Origin of the sequence: Pseudomonas stagnisoli (genome assembly GCF_048595745.1) — a bacterium.
Taxonomy (GTDB): Bacteria; Pseudomonadota; Gammaproteobacteria; order Pseudomonadales; family Pseudomonadaceae; genus Aquipseudomonas; species Aquipseudomonas alcaligenes_A.
On the sequence record NZ_CP184361.1, the window covers coordinates 2,636,922 to 2,655,849 of the forward strand.

An 18,928-nucleotide genomic window follows, 5' to 3' on the forward strand; every position below is an offset into this window, starting at 1 on the left:
CTTCCATGCGCGAACCAGCCAATACCCGAGTGATCGTCGGCATGTCCGGCGGCGTCGACTCCTCCGTCTCCGCCCTCCTCCTGCTCGAACAGGGGTACCAGGTCGAAGGCCTGTTCATGAAGAACTGGGAAGAGGACGACGGCACCGAATACTGCACCGCCATGACCGATCTGGCGGACGCTCAGGCCGTGTGCGATCGCATCGGCATCAAGCTGCACACCGCCAATTTCGCCGCGGAATACTGGGACAACGTGTTCGAGCACTTCCTGGCCGAATACAAGGCCGGACGCACGCCGAACCCGGACATCCTGTGCAACCGCGAAATCAAATTCAAAGCGTTCCTGGACTACGCCCTGAGCCTCGGGGCTGACCTGATCGCCACCGGCCACTACGTGCGTCGCCGCGATGTCGCCGGCCGCAGCGAGCTGCTCAAGGGCCTCGACCCGAACAAGGACCAGAGCTACTTCCTGCACGCTGTTGGCGGCGAGCAGATCGCCAAGACGCTATTCCCGGTCGGTGAACTGGAGAAACCGCAGGTACGCGCCATCGCCGAGAAGTATGACCTGGCCACCGCCAAAAAGAAGGACTCCACCGGCATCTGCTTCATCGGCGAACGTCGCTTCAGCGACTTCCTCAAACAGTACCTGCCGGCACAGCCAGGCGATATCGAGACCACCGAGGGCCAGGTGATCGGCCGCCATGTCGGCCTGATGTACCACACCATCGGCCAGCGCCAGGGCCTGGGCATCGGCGGCATGAAGAACGCCGGTGACGAGCCCTGGTATGTGCTGCACAAGGACCTCGCGCGCAACGTATTGATCATCGGCCAGGGCAACGATCACCCCTGGCTGTTTTCCCGCGCCCTGCTCGCTTCGGACATCTACTGGGTCAACCCTGTCGACCTGTCCAGCCCGCGCCGCCTGACCGCCAAGGTGCGCTACCGCCAGGCTGATCAGGCCTGCACGCTGGAAAAGACCGAGCACGGCTATCGCGCCCTGTTCGACGAACCGCAGCGCGCCATCACCCCAGGCCAGTCCGTGGTGTTCTACGACGGTGAAGTCTGCCTCGGCGGCGGCGTGATCGAAGTCGCCGAGCCCTGTGCCGAAGGAGCGCCGCGCGCATGAGCCCGACTCAGGAACAACTGCTGGCCCTCTCCGCCGTATTCCAGGCCGCCAGCCTGGTGGACAAGCTGGCCCGCACCGGCCAGATCAGCGACGCCCAGCTCGGCTGCCTGCTCGGCAGTCTGCTGGTGCGCGACCCGAAGAACACCCTGGAAGTCTATGGCGGCGACGACCTCAACCTGCGCGAGGGCTACAAGGCGCTGGTCGGCGCCCTGGAGCGCAACCCGGCCAGCCTACAGCGCGAGCCACTGCGCTACGCCCTTGCCCTGCTCGGCCTGGAGCGCCAGTTGGCCAAGCGCGATGACATGCTGCAGGTGATCGGCAATCGCCTGGACCAGATCCAGAACCAGGTCGAACACTTCGGCCTGACCCACGACAACGTGGTGGCCGCCTGCGGTGCGCTTTATCAGGACACTATCAGCACCTTCCGCCAACGTATCCAGGTGCATGGCGACATGCGCTTCCTGCAGCAGCCGGCGGTCGCGGCCAAGGTGCGCGCCCTGCTGCTCACCGGCATCCGCTCCGCGCGCCTGTGGCGCCAGCTCGGCGGGCACCGCTGGCAACTGGTGTTCAGCCGCGGCAAGCTGCTCAAGGAACTCTATCCGCTGCTGCGGGGCTGAGGTGAGCCTGCCCAGCCGCAGCGTCAAACCGGTGCAGGGCGCCCTGCTGCTGGCGCTCTCCGCCCTGCTGTTCTCGCTGATGGGTGTGGGCATCCGCGAGGTCTCCAGCGGGGTCAATAATGAGTCGGTGGTGTTCTTCCGCAACCTGGTCGGCGTGCTGTTCTTCCTGCCACTGCTGCTGCTCAAGGGCGCCGCACCGCTGAAGACCGGTCGCATCAAGTCCCATCTGTGGCGCACCGGCTACGGCCTGGCGGCGATGTACTGCTTCTTCTACGCGATCGCCCACCTGCCGCTGGCCGACGCCATGCTGTTCACCTACTCGGCGCCGGTGTTCACCCCCGTACTGGCCTGGTGGCTGCTCAAGGAACCACTGACCAAGCGCATGCTGGTCACCACCGCCATCGGCCTGGTCGGCGTGCTGCTGGTGGCCAAGCCCAGCCAGGCACTGCTCGACAGCCAGGCGCTGGTCGGCCTGGCCGCCAGCATCCTGGCCGCATTCGCCTTCGTGTCTATTCGCGAGATGAGCGACAGCGAACCGGCTTTTCGCATCGTCTTCTACTTCTCGCTGTTCAGCGCACTGATCTCCGCCGTGCCGCTGACCTGGGCCTGGCAGCCGCTGGATTCGCACCAGCTCGGCCTGCTGCTGGTGATCGGCCTGCTCGCCACGATCAGCCAGATCGTCATGTCCAAGGCCTACGGCCTGGCGCCGCCTGGACTGATCGGCCCCTTCGCCTACCTCGCCATCGTCTTCGCCGGGGTCATCGCCTGGCTGCGCTGGGGCGAGATGCCGGATCTCAGCTCGCTTATCGGTGCCGCGTTGATCTTTGCCTCCAGCCTGCTGTCCATCGCACGACGTCCGACCGCCCGCTAATCGGGCGGGCCAGCACGGGCGACTTCATGTATGATGTGCGCCCTTTTCGTTGACCGACCTGTCCGAGAACGCCCCTCATGCAGCTCTCCTCGCTCACCGCGGTTTCCCCCGTTGATGGCCGCTACGCCGGCAAAACCAGCGCCCTGCGCCCGATCTTCAGCGAATACGGCCTGATCCGTTTCCGCGTGATGGTCGAGGTCCGCTGGCTGCAGCGTCTGGCCGCCCATGAAGGCGTCGCCGAAGTGGCACCCTTCTCTGCCGAAGCCAACGCCCTGCTCAATGAACTGGCAGAGAACTTCGCCATCGAGCACGCCGAGCGCGTGAAAGAGATCGAGCGCACCACCAACCACGACGTCAAGGCCGTGGAGTACCTGCTCAAGGAGCAGGCCGCCAAACTGCCGGAACTGGCTGCGGTCAGCGAATTCATCCACTTCGCCTGCACCAGCGAGGACATCAACAACCTGTCCCACGCCCTGATGCTGCGCGAAGGCCGCGACACCGTCCTGCTGCCGCTGATGAAGCAGATCGCCGGCGCCATCCGCGAACTGGCCGTCAAGTTCGCCGGCGTGCCGATGCTGTCACGCACCCACGGCCAGCCGGCCTCTCCGACCACCCTGGGCAAGGAACTGGCCAACGTCGTCTACCGCCTGGAGCGCCAGATCGCCCAGGTGGCTGCCGTGCCGCTGCTGGGCAAGATCAACGGCGCCGTGGGCAACTACAATGCCCACCTGTCCGCGTACCCGCAGATCGACTGGGAAGCCAACGCCAAGCAGTTCATCGAGGGCGACCTGGGCCTGCAGTGGAACCCCTACACCACGCAGATCGAGCCGCACGACTACATCGCCGAGCTGTTCGATGCCATCGCGCGCTTCAATACCATACTGATCGACTTCGACCGCGACGTCTGGGGCTACATTTCCCTCGGCTACTTCAAGCAGAAGACTGTGGCCGGCGAGATCGGCTCCTCGACCATGCCGCACAAGGTCAACCCGATCGACTTCGAAAACTCCGAAGGCAACCTGGGCATCGCCAACGCGATCTTCCAGCACTTGGCCAGCAAACTGCCGATCTCCCGCTGGCAGCGCGACCTGACCGACTCCACCGTGCTGCGTAACCTCGGTGTCGGCTTCGCCCATAGCGTCATCGCCTACGAGGCCAGCCTCAAGGGCATCGGCAAGCTGGAGCTGAACGAGGCGCGCATCGCCGAAGACCTGGACGCCTGCTGGGAAGTCCTGGCCGAGCCGATCCAGACCGTGATGCGCCGCTACGCCATCGAGAACCCCTACGAGAAGCTCAAGGAGCTGACCCGCGGCAAGGGCATCAGCCCCGAGGCGCTGCTTGCTTTCATCGATGGCCTCGACATGCCGGCGGCCGCCAAGGAGGAGCTCAAAGAGCTCACCCCGGCGCGCTACATCGGCAACGCCGTCGCCCAGGCCCAGCGCATCTGAGCGCCACCAGCCTCCTCAACGCCCGGCTGAGCCGGGCGTTTTTGTTTTAGCCATTTCATCTCTTTCAAGGGCTTAGCCATGAATCCTGATACTCCTCTGCAGCTGCTGGGCGGCCTTACTCCTCGCGAGTTCCTGCGTGATTACTGGCAGCAGAAGCCCCTGCTGGTGCGCCAAGCCATCCCTGGCTTCGAGAGCCCGATCAGCGCCGACGAGCTGGCCGGACTGGCCCTGGAAGAGGAAGTCGAGTCGCGCCTGGTGCTGGAGCACGGCGCCCACCCCTGGGAACTGCGCCGCGGCCCGTTCGCCGAGGACACCTTCAGCCAGCTGCCGGAGCGCGACTGGACCCTACTGGTGCAGGCCGTCGACCAGTTCGTGCCGGAAGTGGCCGAGGTCCTGAAGGACTTCGGCTTCCTGCCCAGCTGGCGTATCGATGACCTGATGATCAGCTTCGCCGCTCCGGGCGGCAGCGTCGGCCCGCATTTCGACAACTACGACGTGTTCCTGCTGCAGGCCGAAGGCCAGCGCCGCTGGAAGATCGGCCAGATGTGCGATGCCGACAGCAAACTGCTGCAGCACGCCGACCTGCGTATCCTGGCTGACTTCGAGCAGACCGACGAATGGGTACTGGAGCCCGGCGACATGCTCTACCTGCCGCCACGCCTGGCCCACTACGGCATCGCCGAAGACGACTGCATGACCTACTCGGTCGGCTTCCGCGCCCCCAGCGCTGCCGAGGTACTGACCCACTTCACCGACTTCCTCGCCCAGTTCCTGCCCGACGAGGAGCGCTACAGCGATGCCGGCATGGCACCGATCAGTGATCCGCACCAGATCCAGCAAGAGGCCCTCGACCGCCTCAAGGCTCTGCTGACCGAGCACATGAGCGACGAGCGCCTGCTGCTGACCTGGTTCGGCCAGTTCATGACCGAGCCGCGCTACCCGGAACTGGTCAGCGGCCCGGAGATCGAGGAAGCGGATTTCCTCGCCGCCCTCGAAGATGGCGCCGTGCTGGTGCGTAACCCCAGCGCGCGCCTGGCCTGGAGCGAGGTGGATGTCGGCCTGGTGCTGTTCGCCAGCGGCCAGAGCCGTCTGCTGCCAGCCCATCTCAAGGAGTTGCTGCGCCTGATCTGCGCCGCCGACGCTCTGCATGCCGACAACCTGGCGCCTTGGTTGGCGGACGAGGACGGGCGTACACTGGTGCGTGAACTGGTCCAGCAAGGAAGTTTGGAGTTTGCTGATGAGTGAGATCCACATCCGCCTCGCCCACTGGCAGAAGGACAATGCCGATCTGCGCCGCATCCGCGAGGCCGTGTTTATTGCCGAGCAGGCCGTTCCCGCTGAGCTCGAATGGGACGATGAGGATATCGAGGCGGTGCATTTTCTCGCCTGCGAGGGTGACTACCCGATCGGCACCGCGCGCCTGCTGGCCGACGGACAGATCGGCCGGGTCTCGGTGCTCAAGGACTGGCGCGGCCTGAAGGTCGGAGAAGCGCTGATGCGTGCCGCCATCGAAGCCGCTGAACAACGTGGCCAGCGCGAACAGAAGCTCAGCGCCCAGGTTCATGCTGCAGCCTTCTACGAGCGCCTCGGCTTCCACATCGAAGGTGACGAGTACCTCGAGGCCGGCATTCCCCACGTCATGATGGTGCGCCATAGCGACTAGGACGGCAGCAATGAGCGAAGAAAACGCCCCGAACGACACGAACGAACCGGATCTGCCGGCCATCGATTTCCAGTCGCCGGGGCGTTTTGCCGTGCACAATCCGCCGAACCTGCCCAGCCTAGCCGCCGAACCGCGCGAGCCGGCACCTTTCCTGCTCGGCAGCCACGCCGAGCTGCAACGCTTCCACCGTCCGGAACAGGCCCAGGCGCATGCCCTGGCCCTGCTGCAACAGGCACGCATCAGTCTGAGCCTCTACAGCCCCGACCTGGAGGCCTGGCTCTACAGCCACAGCAGCGTGCAGGACGCCTGTACCCAGTTTCTCCTGGCCAGCCCGAAAAACCGCCTGCGCATTCTCGTGCGCGATGTCGGCCGGCCAGTCAGGCAGGGGCATCGCCTGCTCAACTTGGCCAAGCGCATCACCAGCAACCTGCATATCCGCAGGATTAATCCGGAGCACCCCAGCGACGAAAGCGCCTACCTGCTGGCCGACGACCGCGGCCTGCTGCTGCGCGAGCAGCCCGAGCAATACGCCGGCTACGCCCTGTACAACGATCCCGGCCGAGTGCGCCAGCGCCAGGCGCAGTTCGACCAGGCCTGGGACATCAGCCTTTCCGACCCCGACCTGCGGAGCTTCCTGCTATGACCCTGCGCGACTGCCTCCTCGCCCTGACACTCGGCCTGAGCCTGCCGCTGCAGGCCGCCACCGAGCTGATCCAGCTCAACTATCGCACCGCCGAGGACGTGCTGCCGGTGGTGCAGGCGGCACTGGACGGCCAGGGCAAGGTCAGCCCCTATGGCAACCAACTGGTCATCAACGCCGCGCCGGAGAAAATCCAGGAGGTCCGCGACCTCCTGCAGCAGCTGGATACTGCGCCGCGCCGGCTATTGATCAGCGTCGACACCAGCGAGACCAGCTTCCAGGACCGCGACGGCTATCGCGTCGACGGCAGCGCCAGTGCCGGCGACGTCGAGGTGATCGCCGGGCGCGGCGAAGTGCAGGGGCGCGATCAGGTGCGCATCATCCGTCGCTCCACCAGCAGCAACAGCGGCGGCACACAGCAGGTGCAGGCCACCGAGGGCTACCCGGCGCTGATCCAGGTCGGCCAGAGCGTGCCGCTCACCACCACCAGCGTCGGACCCTATGGCCAGGTTTATCAAAACACGCAGTACCGCAACGTCAACCAGGGCTTCTACGTGACCGCCAACATCACCGGGGATATGGTTCACGTCAGCATCAGCAGCAACAACGACCGCGTGAACCAGTACCAGCCTGGCGTAATCGACACCCAGAGCACCAATACTCGGGTTAGCGGCCGACTCGGCGAGTGGATTCCCCTGGGCGGCGTCAGCGGCGAGAACCGCAGCCAGGACTCGGCCTTTCTGCGCCAGCATTCCACCCGTGGCGCCAACGACATGAGCCTGCGCATCCGCGTCGAGGCGCTCGACTAAGGTCTAGCCCTCATCCATGTAGTTGCACAAAAAAAGCACTACAAAACGATTGACGAACGCCCGTTTGAAAGCGCATGATGGCGCCGCTCCCGCTAGCCAGGGGCTCTTCGCAGAGCCTCCAGATCGATCCCGTACCACCATTCGGGCGGTCCGTGTTTTAACAGCCCACAAGGCGTTTTAACGAGGTTGCGACTGGAACGAAAGTTGTCCTGAGGGACGGGGAAGCCTAAGCGTTATCAGCCAGACCATTCGAGCAGAACCCGCATCGCCTAGCGGCATCCACGAGCCGCGCAGCCACAGCATCTGCTCACCGGACTGACTTGTTTCGTCCTCCCCCGCCTCCGCTGCACTCTCGTCTCCGTCAAAATCTCGAAGTCCGCCCTGTGTCGCCCGCAACACTGCAAGCTTTTTTGCACGTTGGTTTTGGGTGGGAAGTCGGTGCTCAACCAAACTCATACTTTGAAGGATTGACCATGTCAGCTTATCAAAACGACATCAAAGCCGTTGCCGCTCTGAAAGAAGCCGCAGGCAGCAGCTGGAGCGCGATCAACCCCGAGTCCGTCGCTCGCATGCGCGCTCAGAACCGCTTCAAGACCGGTCTGGAAATCGCCCAGTACACCGCTGACATCATGCGCAAAGACATGGCCGAGTACGACGCCGACTCGTCCAAGTACACCCAGTCCCTGGGTTGCTGGCATGGCTTCATCGGTCAGCAGAAGCTGATCGCCATCAAGAAGCATCTGGGCACCACCAACAAGCGCTACCTGTACCTGTCCGGCTGGATGGTTGCTGCTCTGCGTTCCGACTTCGGCCCGCTGCCGGACCAGTCGATGCACGAGAAGACTGCAGTTTCCGACCTGATCGAAGAGCTGTACACCTTCCTGCGCCAGGCTGACAGCCGTGAACTGGACCTGCTGTTCACCGCTCTGGACGCCGCTCGCGCTGCCGGCGACAACGCCAAGGCCGCTGAGATCCAGAACCAGATCGACAACTACGAAACTCACATCGTCCCGATCATCGCCGACATCGACGCTGGTTTCGGTAACCCGGAAGCCACCTACCTGCTGGCCAAGCGCATGATCGAAGCAGGCGCTTGCTGCATCCAGATCGAAAACCAGGTTTCCGACGAGAAGCAGTGCGGCCACCAAGACGGTAAAGTGACCGTTCCGCACGCCGACTTCCTCGCCAAGATCGCTGCCGTTCGCTACGCCTTCCTGGAACTGGGCATCGACAACGGTGTGATCGTTGCTCGTACCGACTCCCTGGGCGCTGGCCTGACCAAGCAGATCGCCGTGACCAAAGAGCCGGGCGACCTGGGCGACCTGTACAACTCCTTCCTGGATTGCGAAGAAGTTGCCGCCTCCGACCTGGGCAACGGCGACGTCGTGATCAACCGCGGCGGCAAGCTGCTGCGTCCGAAGCGTCTGCCGTCCAACCTGTTCCAGTTCCGTGCTGGCACCGGCGAAGACCGTTGCGTACTGGACTGCATCACCTCGCTGCAGAACGGTGCTGACCTGCTGTGGATCGAAACCGAGAAGCCGCACGTTGGCCAGATCAAAGGCATGGTTGACCGCATCCGTGAAGTCATTCCGAACGCCAAGCTGGTGTACAACAACAGCCCGTCCTTCAACTGGACCCTGAACTTCCGTCAGCAAGTGTTCGATGCGTTCGTTGCCGAAGGCAAAGACGTTTCCGCCTACGACCGCGCCAAGCTGATGAGCGTCGAGTACGACGAGACCGAACTGGCTCAGGTTGCTGACGAGAAGATCCGCACCTTCCAGCGTGACGGTTCGGCTCACGCCGGCATCTTCCACCACCTGATCACCCTGCCGACCTACCACACCGCCGCTCTGTCGACCGACAACCTGGCCAAAGGCTACTTCGCCGACCAGGGCATGCTGGCCTACGTGAAAGGCGTTCAGCGTCAGGAACTGCGTCAGGGTATCGCCTGCGTCAAGCACCAGAACATGGCTGGTTCCGACATCGGCGACAACCACAAAGAGTACTTCGCTGGCGAAGCTGCTCTGAAGGCCAGCGGTAAAGACAACACCATGAACCAGTTCCACTAATAGGAACCGGCTCTGCGGTTCACCGCAGGTGTTTTCAGGGGAAGCCCCGGCAGCAATGCCGGGGCTTCTTCGTTTCCAGCACTTGCATAACGATAGGCAACCGGCCTTAACTGGGCTACACCCGCCATCGCGATCACCGCCATGCCCAGACTGCCGCTAGCTGGCCTGCTCATTGCTCTCGCCTGCAGCGCCACGGCGAGCGACCTGCAGCAGGTGCTTCCCGCCAATACCGCTGCCGATATTCGCCAGCAATTGCAGGGCAATCGACATGCCCATTTCGCCGTGGTGGACTACGCCCGGCACTCCAGCCAGCCACGCCTGATGCTCTTCGAGCGCCACAGCCTGCGCCTGCTCGCCAGCTACAGGGTTGCTCACGGCCAGGGCTCGGACCCCGACCATGATGGTTTTACAGACCACTATTCCGACGCACCGGGCAGCCATGCCAGCTCACTCGGCACGCTGCGCACCGACCAGGTCTACCAAAGCAACGCGCCGGGACACGGTCTTTCCATGCGCCTGATCGGCCTGAGCCCCGGCAACACCAATGCCGAGCGCCGCGCCATCGTGCTGCATGCCAAGAGCTACATGGAGGACGACTTCATCCGCCGCCACGGCGTGGCTGGCCGCAGTCATGGCTGCCTGGTACTGGCCGGTACCGACCGGGACAAGGCCATAGCGCTTCTGCGCGGCGGCGCACTGATTTTCGTCATCGACTCGCGACTCAGTGCGCACCACTATCTCGCCCGAAATCGATAGAACTTGCTTTGCAATTAAGGACGCTCGGTAAAACACTGCGCTCCGCCCACGCATCAATAAGGCCAGGGCTGTAAACAATTACCGACAGAACCTTGCAGAAAAGCGTCATGCACGACTAATACCAAAGCAGTAATTACGCCTGCAGCCCACACCAGCCGGCCCATTACGGCCGTCTACAGCCTTGGAGCGTTCATTTTTTTATTCGGAAAAATTTACTTAGCGCGCCAAGCAGGCATAAAATTGCCGCCACTACTTTGCAGGGCAATCCCATGAGGTTGCTCTACCATTATTAAAAAGCCGCCCCTTTACCCAAGGAGCCCCGGCATGCCTGATGCGGTAACGACCATGTCCCACAACTGGGCCTTCGCTGTATTCCTGCTCGGAGTCTTCGGGCTCATTGCCTTTATGCTCGGCCTATCCAGCCTGCTCGGCAGCAAGGCCTGGGGGCGCAGCAAGAATGATCCCTTCGAATCGGGCATGCTTCCGGTCGGCAGCGCCCGTCTGCGTCTCTCGGCAAAGTTCTATCTGGTCGCGATGCTATTCGTGATCTTCGACGTTGAAGCCCTCTTTCTCTTCGCTTGGGCAGTCTCGGTGCGCGAAAGCGGCTGGGCCGGCCTGATCGAAGCTACAGTTTTCATAGCAATTCTGTTGGCTGGTCTTGTCTATCTTTGGCGTATCGGTGCGCTCGACTGGGCACCCGAGGGCCGTCGTACTCGGCAGGCGAAGCTGAAACAATGAGGCTTTGGCGATGCAATACAAACTTACTCGGATCGATCCGGATGCGCCTAACGAGCAGTATCCGATCGGCCAGCGGGAGACCGTAGCCGATCCACTGCTTGAGGATGAGGTCCACAAGAACATCTTCATGGGCAAGCTTGAAGATGTGCTCAACGGTGCGGTGAACTGGGGTCGCAAGAACTCTCTGTGGCCTTACAACTTCGGCCTGTCCTGCTGCTACGTGGAAATGACCACCGCTTTCACGGCACCGCACGACATTGCGCGTTTCGGCGCTGAAGTCATTCGTGCGTCACCGCGCCAGGCGGACTTCATGGTCATCGCCGGCACCTGCTTCATCAAGATGGCACCGGTCATTCAGCGCCTGTACGAGCAGATGCTGGAACCCAAGTGGGTCATCTCCATGGGTTCGTGCGCCAACTCCGGCGGCATGTATGACATCTATTCTGTGGTGCAGGGGGTCGACAAGTTCCTCCCCGTGGACGTCTACATCCCTGGCTGCCCGCCCCGTCCGGAGGCATTCCTGCAAGGCCTGATGCTGTTGCAGGAGTCCATCGGCCAGGAGCGTCGCCCGTTGTCCTGGGTCGTCGGCGATCAAGGCATCTACCGTGCCGACATGCCGTCGCAGAAGGAGCAGCGCCGCGAACAGCGCATCGCTGTAACCAACCTGCGCAGCCCCGACGAAGTGTGAGCCCGGCTCCCCGAGCCTGCTCACTGACGCCGTACACCGCCGATAGCGACCGAGACCATGACTGCAGACAGCATTCTGTCCGTTCCACCGTACAAGGCCGATGACCAGGATGTGGTCGTCGAGCTGAACTCCCGTTTCGGTGCCGAGACGTTCACCGTCCAGAGCACCCGTACCGGCATGCCGGTGCTGTGGGTCGCTCGTGATCGCCTGATCAACGTGCTGACCTTCCTGCGCAACCTGCCGCGCCCCTACGTCATGCTGTACGACCTGCATGGCGTCGACGAGCGCCTGCGCACCCAGCGTCGCGGTCTGCCGGGCGCCGACTTCACGGTGTTCTACCACCTGATGTCGATCGAGCGTAACAGCGACATCATGATCAAGGTCGCCCTCAAGGAAGGCGACCTCAACGTCCCCACCGTCACCGGCATCTGGCCCAACGCCAACTGGTACGAGCGTGAGGTCTGGGACCTGTACGGCATCACCTTCCAGGGCCATCCGCACCTGACCCGCATCATGATGCCACCGACCTGGGAAGGTCACCCGCTGCGCAAGGACTACCCGGCGCGCGCCACCGAATTCGATCCGTTCAGCCTGACCCTGGCCAAGCAGCAGTTGGAAGAGGAAGCCGCGCGCTTCAAACCCGAAGACTGGGGCATGAAGCGCCAGGGCGAGCACGAGGACTACATGTTCCTCAACCTCGGCCCGAACCACCCGTCAGCCCACGGTGCGTTCCGCATCATCCTGCAGCTGGACGGTGAAGAGATCATCGACTGCGTCCCGGACATCGGCTACCACCACCGTGGTGCCGAGAAGATGGCCGAGCGCCAGTCCTGGCACAGTTTCATCCCCTATACCGATCGTATCGACTACCTCGGCGGGGTGATGAACAACCTGCCCTACGTCCTGTCGGTCGAGAAGCTGGCCGGTATCAAGGTGCCGGACCGCGTCGACTTCATCCGCGTGATGCTGGCCGAGTTTTTCCGCATCACCAGCCACCTGCTGTTCCTGGGCACTTATATCCAGGACGTCGGTGCCATGACTCCAGTGTTCTTCACCTTCACCGACCGCCAGCGCGCCTACAAGGTGATCGAGGCCATCACCGGCTTCCGCCTGCACCCGGCCTGGTACCGCATCGGTGGCGTCGCCCACGACTTGCCGCGCGGCTGGGACAAGCTGGTCAAGGAATTCGTTGACTGGCTACCCAAACGCCTCGACGAGTACACCAAGGCCGCTCTGCAGAACAGCATCCTCAAGGGTCGTACCATCGGAGTTGCCCAGTACAACACCAAGGAAGCGCTGGAATGGGGCGTCACCGGCGCCGGCCTGCGCTCCACCGGCCTGGACTTCGACCTGCGCAAGGCACGCCCCTACTCCGGCTACGAGCACTTCGAGTTCGAAGTGCCGCTGGCCCACAACGGCGACGCCTACGACCGCTGCATGGTCCGCGTCGAGGAGATGCGCCAGAGCATCCGCATCATCGACCAGTGCCTGCGCAACATGCCGGAAGGCCCGTACAAGGCGGATCACCCGCTGACCACGCCGCCGCCGAAAGAGCGCACCCTGCAGCACATCGAGACCCTGATCACCCACTTCCTGCAAGTTTCCTGGGGTCCGGTCATGCCGGCCAACGAAAGCTTCCAGATGATCGAGGCGACCAAGGGCATCAACAGCTACTACCTGACCAGCGACGGCAGCACCATGAGCTACCGCACGCGTATCCGTACGCCCAGCTTCGCCCACCTGCAGCAGATCCCCTCGGTGATCCGCGGCAGCATGATCGCGGACCTGATCGCCTACCTGGGTAGCATCGATTTCGTTATGGCCGACGTGGACCGCTAATCACATGAGCCAGACTACTGTTTCTTCGCAAAACGTGATCCAAACCGACCGCTTCGAACTCAGCCAGGCCGAGTACGACGCCATCGAACACGAAATGCACCACTACGAGGACCCGCGCGCGGCGTCCATCGAAGCCTTGAAGATCGTGCAGAAGCAGCGTGGATGGGTGCCTGACGGCGCCATCTACGCCATCGCCGACATCCTTGGCATCCCCGCCAGCGACGTCGAAGGTGTGGCCACCTTCTACAGCCAGATCTTCCGCGTGCCGGTCGGCCGCCACGTGATCCGAGTGTGCGACAGCATGACCTGCTTCATCGGCGGCCACGAGAACCTGCTCGGCAGCCTCAAGGACAAACTCGGCATCACCCCCGGCCAGACCACCGCCGACGGCCGCTTCACCCTGCTGCCGGTGTGCTGCCTGGGTAACTGCGACAAGGCCCCGGCCGTGATGATCGACGACGATACCTACGGCAACCTCGATGCCGCAGGCATCGCCCAGCTGCTGGAGTCCTACGCATGAAAACGCTGACTTCCATCGGCCCGATCAACAGCATCGCCCGCAGCGAAGAGACCCATCCGCTGACCTGGCGCCTGCGTGACGACGCCCAACCGGTATGGCTGGAGGAATACCAGGCGAAGAACGGCTACGCCGCCGCGCGCAAGGCCCTGAGCGAAATGGCCCAGGCCGACATCGTGCAGACGGTCAAGGACTCCGGCCTCAAGGGCCGCGGCGGTGCGGGCTTCCCCACCGGCGTGAAGTGGGGCCTGATGCCGGCCGATGAATCCATGAACATCCGCTACCTGCTGTGCAACGCGGACGAGATGGAGCCGAACACCTGGAAGGACCGCCTGCTCATGGAGCAGCTGCCGCATCTGCTGGTGGAAGGCATGCTGATTTCCGCGCGCGCACTGAAGGCCTACCGCGGCTACATCTTCCTGCGCGGCGAGTACGTCGACGCGGCCGCCAACCTCAATCGCGCCATCGACGAAGCCAAGGCCGCCGGCCTGCTGGGCAAGAACATCCTCGGCAGCGGCTTCGACTTCGAGCTGTTCGTCCACACTGGCGCCGGTCGCTACATCTGCGGTGAAGAAACCGCGCTGATCAACTCCCTCGAAGGTCGCCGCGCCAACCCGCGCTCCAAGCCGCCCTTCCCCGCCGCCGTCGGCGTGTGGGGCAAGCCGACCTGCGTGAACAACGTCGAGACCCTGTGCAACGTCCCGGCGATCGTCGCCAACGGTGTGGACTGGTACAAGACCCTGGCCCGCCCGGGCAGCGAAGACATGGGCACCAAGCTGATGGGCTTCTCCGGCAAGGTGAAGAACCCCGGCCTGTGGGAGCTGCCGTTCGGCATCCCGGCCCGCGAGCTGTTCGAGGACTACGCCGGCGGCATGCGTGACGGCTACAAGCTGAAATGCTGGCAGCCCGGCGGTGCCGGTACCGGCTTCCTGCTGCCCGAGCACCTGGACGCGGCCATGTTCGCCGGCGGTATCGCCAAGGTCGGCACCCGTATGGGCACCGGCCTGGCACTGGCCGTGGACGACTCGGTCAACATGGTCTCGCTGCTGCGCAACATGGAAGAGTTCTTCGCCCGCGAATCCTGCGGCTGGTGCACCCCGTGCCGCGACGGCCTGCCCTGGAGCGTGAAGATCCTCCGCGCCCTGGAACGCAAACAAGGTACCCAGCAGGACATCGACACCCTGCTCGGCCTGGTCAACTTCCTCGGCCCCGGCAAGACCTTCTGCGCCCACGCACCGGGTGCCGTCGAACCGCTGGGTAGTGCGATCAAGTATTTCCGTCCGGAGTTCGAGGCTGGCGTGGCCAGCTTGGGCGCACCGGCTGCCGCGGCGCAATTCGTCCCGGCCTGAAGAATTGGCGTCGCGGCCGCGGCCGCGATGCAACCGTGATTCCATTAGCCAAGCCCGTTTCGACGGGTAAGAAGAAACCTGAAACCATGGCCACTATCCACGTAGACGGCAAAGATTTCGAAGTCGATGGGGCGGACAACCTGCTGCAGGCCTGTCTGTCGCTCGGGCTCGACATCCCCTACTTCTGCTGGCATCCGGCGCTCGGCAGCGTCGGTGCCTGCCGCCAGTGCGCGGTGAAGCAGTACACCGACGAGAACGACAAGCGCGGCCGCATCGTCATGTCCTGCATGACGCCGGCGACCGACAACACCTGGATCAGCATCGACGACGAAGAGTCCAAGGCGTTCCGCGCCAGCGTCGTCGAGTGGCTGATGACCAACCACCCGCATGACTGCCCGGTGTGCGAGGAAGGCGGTCACTGCCACCTGCAGGACATGACGGTGATGACCGGCCACAACCAGCGCCGGTACCGCTTCACCAAGCGTACCCACCAGAACCAGCAGCTCGGCCCGTTCATCTCCCATGAGATGAACCGCTGCATCGCCTGCTACCGCTGCGTGCGCTACTACAAGGACTACGCTGGCGGCACCGACCTCGGCGTCTACGGCGCGCACGACAACGTGTATTTCGGCCGCGTCGAGGATGGCGTGCTGGAGAGCGAATTCTCCGGCAACCTCACCGAGGTCTGCCCGACTGGCGTGTTCACCGACAAGACCCACTCCGAGCGCTACAACCGCAAGTGGGACATGCAGTTCGCCCCTAGCATTTGCCATGGCTGCTCCAGCGGCTGCAACATCAGCCCCGGCGAGCGTTACGGCGAGATCCGCCGCATCGAGAACCGCTTCAACGGCTCGGTGAACCACTACTTCCTGTGTGACCGCGGCCGCTTCGGCTACGGCTACACCAACCGTGACGACCGTCCGCGCCAGCCGCTGCTGGGCAGCCAGAAGCTCGGCATCGACGCTGCGCTGGACAAGGCCGCCGAGCTGCTCAAGGGCAAGCGCGTGATCGGCATCGGCTCGCCGCGCGCCAGCCTGGAAAGCAACCACGCCCTGCGCGAGCTGGTCGGCGAGGCCAACTTCTACAGCGGCATCGGCGCCGTCGAGCTGGACAACCTGCGCCTGATCCGCGACGTGCTGCAGAACGGCCCGCTGCCGGTGCCGTCGATCCGCGAGATCGAAGACCACGACGCCGTGTTCGTCCTCGGCGAAGACCTGACCCAGACCGCCGCGCGTATCGCCCTGGCCCTGCGCCAGTCGGTCAAGGGCAAGGCCACCGAAATCGCCGCCTCGATGAAGATCCAGGACTGGCACATGGCTGCGGTGCAGAACGTCGCGCAAGATGCTCTCAATCCGCTGTTTATCGCCAGCGTCGACGCCACCCGTCTCGACGACGTGGCCGAAGCTTGTGTGCACGCCGCCCCGGCCGACCTGGCACGCATAGGCTTCGCCGTGGCCCACGCCATCGACCCGAGCGCCCCGGCCGTGACCGGCCTGGACGCCGAGGCCGCCGAGCTCGTTCAGCTGATCGCCGAGGCCCTGCTGGCCGGCAAGCGTCCGCTGATCGTCAGCGGCGCCTCGCTGGGCGAGAAGAGCATCATCGAAGCCGCCGCGAACATCGCCCAGGCCCTGAAGAACCGCGAGAAGAACGCCTCCATCAGCCTGGTGGTACCGGAAGCCAACAGCATGGGCCTGGCCCTGTTCGGCGGCGAATCGGTAGACGCTGCGCTCGAAGCTCTGACCTCCGGTCAGGCCGACGCTGTGGTGGTGCTGGAAAATGACCTGTACCGCCGCGCCGACGCCGCCAAGGTCGATGCCGCACTCGCCGCCGCCAAGGCAGTGATCGTCGCGGACCACCAGCAGACCGCGACCGTGGCCCGCGCCCACCTGGTGCTGTCCGCCGCCAGCTTCGCCGAAGGCGACGGCACCCTGGTCAGCCAGGAAGGCCGCGCCCAGCGCTTCTTCCAGGTGTTCGAACCGAGCTACTACGACAGCAACATCCTCGTGCGCGAGGGCTGGCGCTGGATGCACGCGCTGCACAGCACCCTGCTGGGCAAGGCCGTGGACTGGACCCAGCTGGACCAGGTCACCGAGGCTGTTGCCGCCAGCAGCTCCGTGTTGGCTGCGATCAAGGACGCCGCCCCAAGCGCCTCGTTCCGCATCAAGGGCCTCAAGCTCGCCCGCGAGCCGCACCGCTACAGCGGCCGTACCGCCATGCGCGCCAACATCAGCGTGCACGAGCCGCGCCAGCCGCAGGATCAGGACAGCGCCTTCGCCTTCTCCATGGAAGGCTACGCCGGCAGCGCCGAGCCTCGTCAGCAGGTGCCGTTCGCCTGGTCGCCGGGCTGGAACTCACCGCAGGCCTGGAACAAGTTCCAGGACGAAGTCGGTGGTCATCTGCGCGCCGGTGATCCGGGTGTGCGTCTGATCGAATCCCAGGGCAAGACCCTGGCCTGGTTTGCCGTGCCGGGCGCCTTTGCCCCGGCCCAGGGCACCTGGCAGGTCGTACCGATGCACCACCTGTTCGGTAGCGAGGAGAACTCCTCGCGCGCTGCGCCGGTGCAGGAGCGCATCCAGCCGGCCTACGTCGCCCTGGCCAAGGCCGAGGCCGAGCGCCTGGGTGTTAATGACGGCGCGCTGATCAGCCTGACCGTCGCCGGCCAAGCCCTGCGCCTGCCGGTGAAAGTCAGCGAAGACCTGGCCCTGGGCCTGGTCGGCCTGCCGGTCGGCTTCGCCGGCATCCCGGCGGCCATCGTCGGCGCCACAGCTACCGCTCTCGGTCTTGTAGGAACCCAGGAGGCCGCCCAATGAGCTGGCTGACGCCCGAACTGATCGACGTCATCGTCGCCGTCCTGAAGGCCATCGTCATCCTGCTGGTGGTGGTGGTCTGCGGTGCGCTGCTGAGCTTCATCGAGCGCCGCCTGCTGGGCTGGTGGCAGGACCGCTACGGTCCGAACCGCGTGGGCCCGTTCGGCATGTTCCAGATCGCCGCCGACATGATCAAGATGTTCTTCAAGGAGGACTGGACCCCACCGTTCGCCGACAAGTTCATCTTCATGCTGGCGCCGATGATCGCCTTCGCCGCCATGCTGATGGCCTTCGCCATCATCCCCATCACGCCGTCTTGGGGCGTGGCGGACCTGAACATCGGCATCCTGTTCTTCTTCGCCATGGCCGGTCTGTCAGTGTACGCCGTGCTGTTCGCCGGCTGGTCGAGCAACAACAAGTTCGCCCTGCTCGGCAGCCTGCGTGCCTCGGCCCAGACCATCTCCTACGAGGTGTTCCTGGCCCTGGCGCTGATGGGCATCGTCGCCCAGGTTGGCTCGTTCAACATGCGCGACATTGTCGACTACCAGGCAGAAAACCTGTGGTTCATCATTCCGCAGTTCTTCGGCTTCTGTACCTTCTTCATCGCCGGCGTCGCCGTGACCCACCGTCACCCGTTCGACCAGCCGGAAGCAGAGCAGGAGCTGGCCGACGGTTACCACATCGAATATGCCGGCATGAAATGGGGCATGTTCTTCGTCGGCGAGTACATCGGCATCGTGACCATCTCGGCCTTGCTGGTGACCCTGTTCTTCGGCGGCTGGCACGGTCCGTTCGGCATCCTGCCGCAGATCCCGTTCTTCTGGTTCGCCCTGAAAACCTGCTTCTTCATCATGATCTTCATCCTGCTACGCGCCTCGATTCCGCGCCCGCGGTATGACCAGGTCATGGCGTTCAGCTGGAAGTTCTGCCTGCCGCTGACTCTGATCAACCTGCTGGTGACCGGCGCGCTCGTGCTGGCCTCGGCCCAGTAAG

General features: G+C 63.9%; 17 protein-coding genes. All 17 read left to right on the forward strand.

The features are described 5' to 3' along the window. Nucleotides 1–5 precede the first annotated feature (5 nt). A complete protein-coding gene (gene mnmA / locus ACOAPY_RS12665; protein WP_465153486.1) occupies nucleotides 6–1,124 on the forward strand; it encodes a tRNA 2-thiouridine(34) synthase MnmA in 1,119 nt (372 codons plus the stop codon). Further along, nucleotides 1,121–1,741, forward strand: a complete 621-nt coding sequence (gene hflD / locus ACOAPY_RS12670) for a high frequency lysogenization protein HflD (protein WP_465153487.1) — start codon at nucleotides 1,121–1,123, stop codon at nucleotides 1,739–1,741. Before mnmA ends, hflD begins: the two co-directional genes overlap by 4 nt. 1 nt (nucleotide 1,742) lies before the next feature. Beyond that, nucleotides 1,743–2,612 (forward strand): DMT family transporter, encoded by an 870-nt coding sequence (locus tag ACOAPY_RS12675; RefSeq protein ID WP_465153488.1) that lies wholly within the window; start codon nucleotides 1,743–1,745, stop codon nucleotides 2,610–2,612. Nucleotides 2,613–2,689: 77 nt separating this feature from the next. Further along, complete coding sequence (gene purB / locus ACOAPY_RS12680) at nucleotides 2,690–4,060, forward strand: adenylosuccinate lyase (protein WP_465153489.1); 1,371 nt, start codon at nucleotides 2,690–2,692, stop codon at nucleotides 4,058–4,060. Between the two features lie 78 nt (nucleotides 4,061–4,138). Further along, complete coding sequence (locus ACOAPY_RS12685) at nucleotides 4,139–5,305, forward strand: ribosomal protein uL16 3-hydroxylase (protein WP_465153490.1); 1,167 nt, start codon at nucleotides 4,139–4,141, stop codon at nucleotides 5,303–5,305. Then, entirely contained in the window at nucleotides 5,298–5,723 is a 426-nt protein-coding gene (locus tag ACOAPY_RS12690; RefSeq protein ID WP_076583021.1) for a GNAT family N-acetyltransferase, read from the forward strand. Before ACOAPY_RS12685 ends, ACOAPY_RS12690 begins: the two co-directional genes overlap by 8 nt. Before the next feature lie 10 nt (nucleotides 5,724–5,733). Continuing rightward, nucleotides 5,734–6,366 (forward strand): DUF7931 domain-containing protein, encoded by a 633-nt coding sequence (locus ACOAPY_RS12695; protein WP_465153491.1) that lies wholly within the window; start codon nucleotides 5,734–5,736, stop codon nucleotides 6,364–6,366. Next, the gene (locus ACOAPY_RS12700) at nucleotides 6,363–7,172 is read left to right on the forward strand and encodes a secretin N-terminal domain-containing protein (protein ID WP_465153492.1); all 810 of its coding nucleotides are present in this window, start codon (nucleotides 6,363–6,365) and stop codon (nucleotides 7,170–7,172) included. The genes ACOAPY_RS12695 and ACOAPY_RS12700 overlap by 4 nt, the downstream gene beginning before the upstream one ends. Before the next feature lie 473 nt (nucleotides 7,173–7,645). Next, nucleotides 7,646–9,241 carry an isocitrate lyase gene (locus ACOAPY_RS12705; RefSeq protein WP_076583027.1) on the forward strand — a complete coding sequence of 532 codons (1,596 nt, stop codon included), beginning with the start codon at nucleotides 7,646–7,648 and terminating at the stop codon, nucleotides 9,239–9,241. Between the two features lie 141 nt (nucleotides 9,242–9,382). Continuing rightward, nucleotides 9,383–9,997, forward strand: coding sequence for a murein L,D-transpeptidase catalytic domain-containing protein (locus ACOAPY_RS12710; RefSeq protein ID WP_465153493.1), 615 nt, complete (start codon nucleotides 9,383–9,385; stop codon nucleotides 9,995–9,997). Between the two features lie 324 nt (nucleotides 9,998–10,321). Continuing rightward, nucleotides 10,322–10,735 (forward strand): NADH-quinone oxidoreductase subunit A, encoded by a 414-nt coding sequence (locus ACOAPY_RS12715; RefSeq protein WP_076429141.1) that lies wholly within the window; start codon nucleotides 10,322–10,324, stop codon nucleotides 10,733–10,735. Nucleotides 10,736–10,745: 10 nt separating this feature from the next. Next, nucleotides 10,746–11,423 (forward strand): NuoB/complex I 20 kDa subunit family protein, encoded by a 678-nt coding sequence (locus ACOAPY_RS12720; RefSeq protein WP_021700255.1) that lies wholly within the window; start codon nucleotides 10,746–10,748, stop codon nucleotides 11,421–11,423. A 57-nt stretch (nucleotides 11,424–11,480) separates the two neighbouring features. Further along, nucleotides 11,481–13,262: an NADH-quinone oxidoreductase subunit C/D gene (gene nuoC, locus ACOAPY_RS12725; protein ID WP_286948765.1), complete on the forward strand. Its 1,782-nt coding sequence runs from the start codon at nucleotides 11,481–11,483 to the stop codon at nucleotides 13,260–13,262. A 4-nt stretch (nucleotides 13,263–13,266) separates the two neighbouring features. Further along, nucleotides 13,267–13,782 (forward strand): NADH-quinone oxidoreductase subunit NuoE, encoded by a 516-nt coding sequence (nuoE, locus tag ACOAPY_RS12730; protein WP_465153494.1) that lies wholly within the window; start codon nucleotides 13,267–13,269, stop codon nucleotides 13,780–13,782. After that, entirely contained in the window at nucleotides 13,779–15,128 is a 1,350-nt protein-coding gene (gene nuoF, locus ACOAPY_RS12735; RefSeq protein WP_465153495.1) for an NADH-quinone oxidoreductase subunit NuoF, read from the forward strand. Before nuoE ends, nuoF begins: the two co-directional genes overlap by 4 nt. A gap of 86 nt (nucleotides 15,129–15,214) precedes the next feature. After that, a complete protein-coding gene (nuoG, locus tag ACOAPY_RS12740) occupies nucleotides 15,215–17,938 on the forward strand; it encodes an NADH-quinone oxidoreductase subunit NuoG (RefSeq protein ID WP_465153496.1) in 2,724 nt (907 codons plus the stop codon). After that, a complete protein-coding gene (nuoH, locus tag ACOAPY_RS12745; protein ID WP_076583053.1) occupies nucleotides 17,935–18,927 on the forward strand; it encodes an NADH-quinone oxidoreductase subunit NuoH in 993 nt (330 codons plus the stop codon). Before nuoG ends, nuoH begins: the two co-directional genes overlap by 4 nt. Nucleotide 18,928: the final 1 nt, after the last annotated feature.